This window comes from Brevibacterium jeotgali, from assembly GCF_900169175.1.
Classification (GTDB): domain Bacteria; phylum Actinomycetota; class Actinomycetes; order Actinomycetales; family Brevibacteriaceae; genus Brevibacterium; species Brevibacterium jeotgali.
Genome location: NZ_FXZM01000030.1, coordinates 1 through 5532, shown reverse-complemented (window position 1 = coordinate 5532; position 5532 = coordinate 1). Strand labels below are relative to the sequence as shown.

The following is a 5532-nucleotide window of genomic DNA, read 5'->3' as shown; positions in this document are numbered from 1 at the left end:
CGGACTGCGCGCGGTTCTCCTCCGGGTCCCGCGCGGGCTGGATTCCGTGCTCGTGGAGACGGGAGTCCCTCACCCACGCCTGCAGCGCTGACTTCGAGACCCCGAGATCGGCACAGACCTGCTTCTGCGTCATCCCACCGGCAATGAGATCCAGCGCGGTCTGCTTGAACTCCTCGGTATAGATCTTCGGCATGACTTCATCCTTCCTGGTTCTAAACCAGTCGTGAAGTCAACCAAACCTTCAGCAGACCCTTCCATCTTCAGGGAGACCTCGACTCCTACACGGACAGCGACGCGCTCAACGGACTACACCCTCGTTCGAGAAGAGCCCTCAAAGCAAGAAAGCCGAATCCTCTAAGCTTGTTGTTTAACCTTTGACGGCTGCGCAAGACCAAAGCCATGGATCTCTACCAGCAGGGCATCCCGCTGCCGGTCATCATGCGTCTGCTCGGCCACGAAAACGCCTCGACCACACAAGCGTTCTACGCGTTCGCGACCCCAGGACTCCGGACATGTAATCATAGTTCCGGTGGGGTCAGTGCTGGGATTTGATCTCATAGCGCAACGTCAAGTCGGTGCCGGGGTAAACGCTATTCGTGGCCGTCAAGTGCTCGCATAACTCGGCGACAGCAGCCGTCTCCCGCCCGGTGGGCAGCGAGTCGAGCCGGACCGTCAACGTGCCGGCGTCAGTGTCGGGGATGGGGTGTGACACTTGTCGTAGACATCGACTCCCGACGTCCCTTCCTGGTAACGACTGTCCACGACAAGTGTCACACCCCAACACTTCTAGCGCACGAGCGCTAGCGGCCTGCGGTCGGATCTCGCAAGCGGTTAGACAGGTTTTCTACAACGAAATCAGCGTCAGCTCCAACGCCCCGAAGCATAGACGACGATCTTGTCCGCATGCCAGGTAGGCCAACCCAGACGACAGTGTCTACAGCCTGCGCTATCCCACTCCTGTGGACTGGCAACCCTGACTCAGACAACACTCCCAAGTTGTTAAGCCAGTCAGTATCGGGCCGGAAGCCCGTAGCCAAAATTACGCTATCAGGTAGTGAGTGGCGGTCATGTTTTAAGGAGTCCAAGTGCACGCCGTCGGAGACACTCGGAAGGCGACTCCACCGAACACGACCCGTCTGCAGTATCGAACGGTACCGCCCGTCGTCCACGATAGCCGGCCTACGAATGTTCCGAGCACCCCGCAAGCCCAGCCTGTCTAGGGGAAGATACTTGAACCAAAAGTGGACTGGGAGACCTAGGTACTTCGACCGAATAAAGACCGGGGCTTCCCGGGAGAACAGGCTAACCGAGGCCACATCGCTAAGCTCGGCGGCTATTTGCATCGCCGAGTTTCCGGCCCCTACAACCGCTACTGACTCACCAACATGGGTGGAAGCATTCATGTATTCTGCCGAATGCAAAAGCCTACCTGAAAACTCTTCAAATCCGACCAGCGGTGGCCTGGAGGGCGACCCAAACGTACCAGTCGCCGAGATCAACGCGCGCGCACATAAATCCTTCTGGCCCTCGACGGCCAATCGATATACGCCATCGTAATGATCGACCCGTCGTACGCGGTGATTCGTGACGAGATTTATCCCAAAATATGAAACATACTGACCAAGATAAGACACCATCTCGTCGCGATGAGGGAATCGCAGAGGCCAACCCGGGAACCTAAATCCGGGAAGAGCACAAAATGCAGCAGGTGAAAACAGCGTAAGGCTTTCATAAAAGTAAGGCCAACTACCCCCGGGCGAATCGTTAGCTTCAAGGACGATATACGACAGATTGAACTTTTGGCACGCTACAGCAGCCGCGAGACCAGCCTGACCGCCACCGACTATAGCCACATCATAGATAGTCACTCGGCCTGCCATCTAAGCGCACTTCCCGTCCCTCAATGACCCGCGGACGACATGATAAACCCACTTGTACCGCATATTCTGAATTGGGGTAATTTCAAACAAGCCCCATGGGCAGGTCTGGTGCTACACGCCCGGTCGATAACCAGTGATCCCAAAGAAGGCTCTCCGACAGTACGGAACTGATTTGTTCAAGACAGTTTCGATGCGACGGATTACATTAACCGTGGAACCGAATCAAGCAACTCAGAAGTGTATTCTGACTCCGGCTGATTGAACAGCTCATCCACACCCTGATCTTCAACTACCTGACCACGCCGCATAACAACAACTGAGTCACATATTTGGCGAACAACCGCAAAGTCATGAGTAATAAACAATATTGAGGTCTCGCCGGATTCCAGGATCTCTTTAAAGAGATTCACAATCTTCGCTTGGGTAGAAACATCCAATGCCGAAACGGCTTCGTCAGCAATTAACAGCTTCGGATCTGGAGCAAGCGCCCGTGCAATAGCTATCCGCTGCCGCTGTCCACCCGAGAAGTCACGGGGATGGCGAGACTTTGCACTTAAAGGCAACCCAACGCGGTCAAGCAGACTATCAACGAGATAGCTAGCCCCTTCGTCCGGGTTAATGCGATGAACGCTAAGTGGCTCACGAATCAGTTCTGCGACCGTCTTAGTAGGATCAAGCGAAGAGTAGGGATTCTGGAAGACCATCTGTACATTACGCCTTAGGGGACGTAACCGGCCGCTTTTTAGCGACGTCCAATCATCCGTTCCAACCCGGATCGATCCATTATCCGGATCCTCGAGACGAGTAATGAGACGTGCAACTGTTGACTTCCCCGAGCCTGACTCACCTACAATACCAACACATCTACCAGCAGGAACCGTGAAAGATACGTCCCGTACCGCATGTATCGGTTCCAGTCGTTTTGAGGCAAATCGAGGACCCCGTCGGAACGATTTCGACAGTCCGTCTACCTCAAGCACATTTGTGACCATAATTGTTTGCCTAACTATCCCGCCGATGTAATGATTCAGCCACCGAACTACTTCGCCAGCACCGCACCGAGTGTTCGATGCCGTAAGCCTCGAGGACCTGAGGCATCTCGCACCCCTCTATCGCAAACGCGCATCGATCGACAAAACGACATCCTGCCGGAATTTCACCCGGTGTCGGTACACCTCCGGGTATAGTCGTTAAACGGTCGGTCCGCGTATCCGCCGACGGATTCGCTTCAATTAATTTAGAAGTATACGGGTGTTTGGGCTGTTTCAACACGTTGTGGACGGGACCCGATTCAACTACATGGCCAGCGTACATTACGTGAATTTCATCCGCATACTCGCTGACCAACCCAAGATCATGAGTAACAAACAAGACCGCCGCGCCGCGATCAGCCAGTTGGCGAATCAGCCGCATAACGCGCGCTTGAACGATCACGTCGAGGGCGGTGGTCGGTTCATCCGCAATAATCACCTTCGGGTTGAGCACGATTGCCAGCGCGAGCATTACTCGCTGCAGCAGTCCACCACTAAGCTGGCTCGGGTAAACATCCATCCGTTCTTCAGCGTTATCAATACCAGCGTCGCGGAGTGCTTGGATGGCTATCCTATTGGCGCCCTGCGCATCAACCTGTTTATGCGTCCGAATAACTTCTCGCAGCGAGTTACCAATTGTGTACATCGGGTCAACGCTATTTGATGGATCCTGAAATACAGCGCCGATTTCTACGCCTCGTAGGGTGTGCATTTCCTTATCGGTAAGGCTCACAAGAGAACGACCACCATATCTAATATCGCCCCCGTCTATACGCGCCCCGCGCTCCTTATTGAGACCCAGGATTGCCATCGCCGTCACCGTCTTCCCGGACCCGGATTCACCTGCAAGGGCAGTGATTTTGCCGGCCTTCAGGTTGATAGAAACATCATCCACCAGCCGAATAGACGAATTTTTGCCAACCGCACTCACCGTTATATTCTCAACTGAAAGTACGTCGACATCACGAGCGACCTTCGTACTGTCATTACTCATTATGTCATCCTTCTCTTGACTCGCGGCCAATGGACGACCTCAAACCATCGCCAATCGTCTGAAATACAAGCACGAGTAGTGTAATAGCAACACCTGGAGGTATCGACTGAAACAGGGCGACGTTCAGGTTGTCAAAGCTCCGCCGCAGCAGTACACCCCAGCTCGCGTCGGGAGGCTGCACACCGAGACCAAAGAATGATAACGCCGCTTCCACAAGCACACCCAAGCCCAAAAGTACAGTGCCTTGCACGATCAGTGTCGGCATGATGTTGGGAAGAATTGACGAAAACAGGATACGAAATGGTCCTGACCCGATTGTGCGAGAGGCCTCAACAAACGACGCACGCTTGAGATACAATACTTCGGCGCGGGCTACTCTAAAGATGCGTGGAGCCATCAGTACCCCAACACCAATCATAACGACGAACGTTGACGGTCCGATCACCGCCACAATCGCCATTGCCAACATAATTGATGGAATGGCAAAGAGTGCGTCTGCAAACCTTGTTGCGAACCAATCAACCCAGCCTTCAAAGTACCCCGCTATAAGCGCGGTTGGTACACCAATCAACATCCCAAGAGTCACGGCGACGAATGGAGCAGACAGAGTAATGAACGAGCCAGATATCATCCTGCTGAATATATCTCGACCCAAGTCATCGGTGCCGAAAGGATGGGCTACTGACGGAGGGGTGTTCCTTTCCAGGAGCGACTGTGCGGTCGGGTCGACCGAATAAATCGATGGACCGATAAGCGCTATCAATCCGAGCAGAATTAGCCCGATCAGAGCAACCAACGCGCCACGCTGCTTAGAGAAGCGTTCAACAAAGCGCCTAAGAGATGTCTTCTCGCGATTCTTGCCTAGAGTATCCGACGCCGGAGATCCGTCGGGTTGCACTTTACGAGACAAATGGTGCATCACGTCCTCCTAATTGCCGGATTTATCAAAGCGTACGACAGATCCACGAGTAGATTCACTACGATCACAGCAGCTCCGACAAGAAGCACTGCGGCTTGGACTACGGGGAGATCTTGCTGCAAAACAGAAGTTAAAAGCATGCTTCCGAACCCGGGTAAAGCAAATATAGCTTCAATCACGATAGCCGCACCAATAAGCCGCTCGATCTGGATGCCGCATATTGTAACAATCGACACTCCAGAATTTCGTCCTACATGCTTGAACAAGATACTTCGACGCGACAACCCTAATGCTTTCGCCGACTGGATGAAATCGGTTCCACTAACAGTGTGGACTGTGGATCGAACCTGTCTCGCCACATCTGCGATAGACGTAGCTGCTATCGCACTTGCAGGAAGAATCAGGGAATGAAGCCACCCACCCACGTCAGTCCGAAAGCTTGTGTAACCCGTCGAGTTGAACCCTCCCACACCAAAAACGAAGACTATGATGAGGAGCATCGCGATCCAATAGGTGGGTACAGCCAGGAGAAGGCCCGAGAGCATGTTGACACCCTTGTCAATTCGGTTGCCAACGTTACGGGCTCTTCACGAACGAGGGTGTAGTCGAGGTCTGAAGCCGCCGGCTTCGAGCAGACTCCTGGCGATGTAGTGCCTCAGGTTCCGGAACCCAAGCGCGATCCCGCGCAGATGCTCGAGTCGGCCATTG

The 5532-nt window shown here is 53.8% G+C and carries 6 protein-coding genes and 1 pseudogene; 1 reads left to right on the top strand and 6 read right to left on the bottom strand.

Annotated elements, in window-relative coordinates; translation table 11 throughout:
• On the bottom strand, window positions 1-193 hold a 193-nt coding region (locus BJEO58_RS14550; RefSeq protein ID WP_145997566.1), incomplete at its 3' end, for a transposase.
• Window positions 194-381: 188 nt separating this feature from the next.
• Between BJEO58_RS14550 and BJEO58_RS14545 the strand changes: the two genes are divergently transcribed.
• Window positions 382-552 carry a tyrosine-type recombinase/integrase gene (locus BJEO58_RS14545; RefSeq protein ID WP_257904221.1) on the top strand — a complete coding sequence of 57 codons (171 nt, stop codon included), beginning with the start codon at window positions 382-384 and terminating at the stop codon, window positions 550-552.
• Between the two features lie 248 nt (window positions 553-800).
• Here BJEO58_RS14545 and BJEO58_RS15420 read toward each other — a convergent pair whose 3' ends face one another.
• The 5 genes and pseudogenes from BJEO58_RS15420 to BJEO58_RS15415 all read right to left on the bottom strand — a co-directional run.
• Window positions 801-1880, bottom strand: a complete 1080-nt coding sequence (locus BJEO58_RS15420) for a flavin-containing monooxygenase (protein WP_101590171.1) — start codon at window positions 1878-1880, stop codon at window positions 801-803.
• Window positions 1881-2080: 200 nt separating this feature from the next.
• A complete protein-coding gene (locus BJEO58_RS14535) occupies window positions 2081-2872 on the bottom strand; it encodes an ABC transporter ATP-binding protein (RefSeq protein ID WP_101590170.1) in 792 nt (263 codons plus the stop codon).
• Between the two features lie 10 nt (window positions 2873-2882).
• Complete coding sequence (locus tag BJEO58_RS14530; protein ID WP_101590169.1) at window positions 2883-3905, bottom strand: ABC transporter ATP-binding protein; 1023 nt, start codon at window positions 3903-3905, stop codon at window positions 2883-2885.
• 4 nt (window positions 3906-3909) lie between these two features.
• Window positions 3910-4824, bottom strand: a complete 915-nt coding sequence (locus tag BJEO58_RS14525) for an ABC transporter permease (RefSeq protein ID WP_101590168.1) — start codon at window positions 4822-4824, stop codon at window positions 3910-3912.
• A pseudogene (locus BJEO58_RS15415) lies at window positions 4824-5393 on the bottom strand (ABC transporter permease); the annotation flags it as partial. The pseudogene BJEO58_RS15415 and the gene BJEO58_RS14525, both read right to left, overlap by 1 nt.
• Window positions 5394-5532 lie beyond the last annotated feature (139 nt).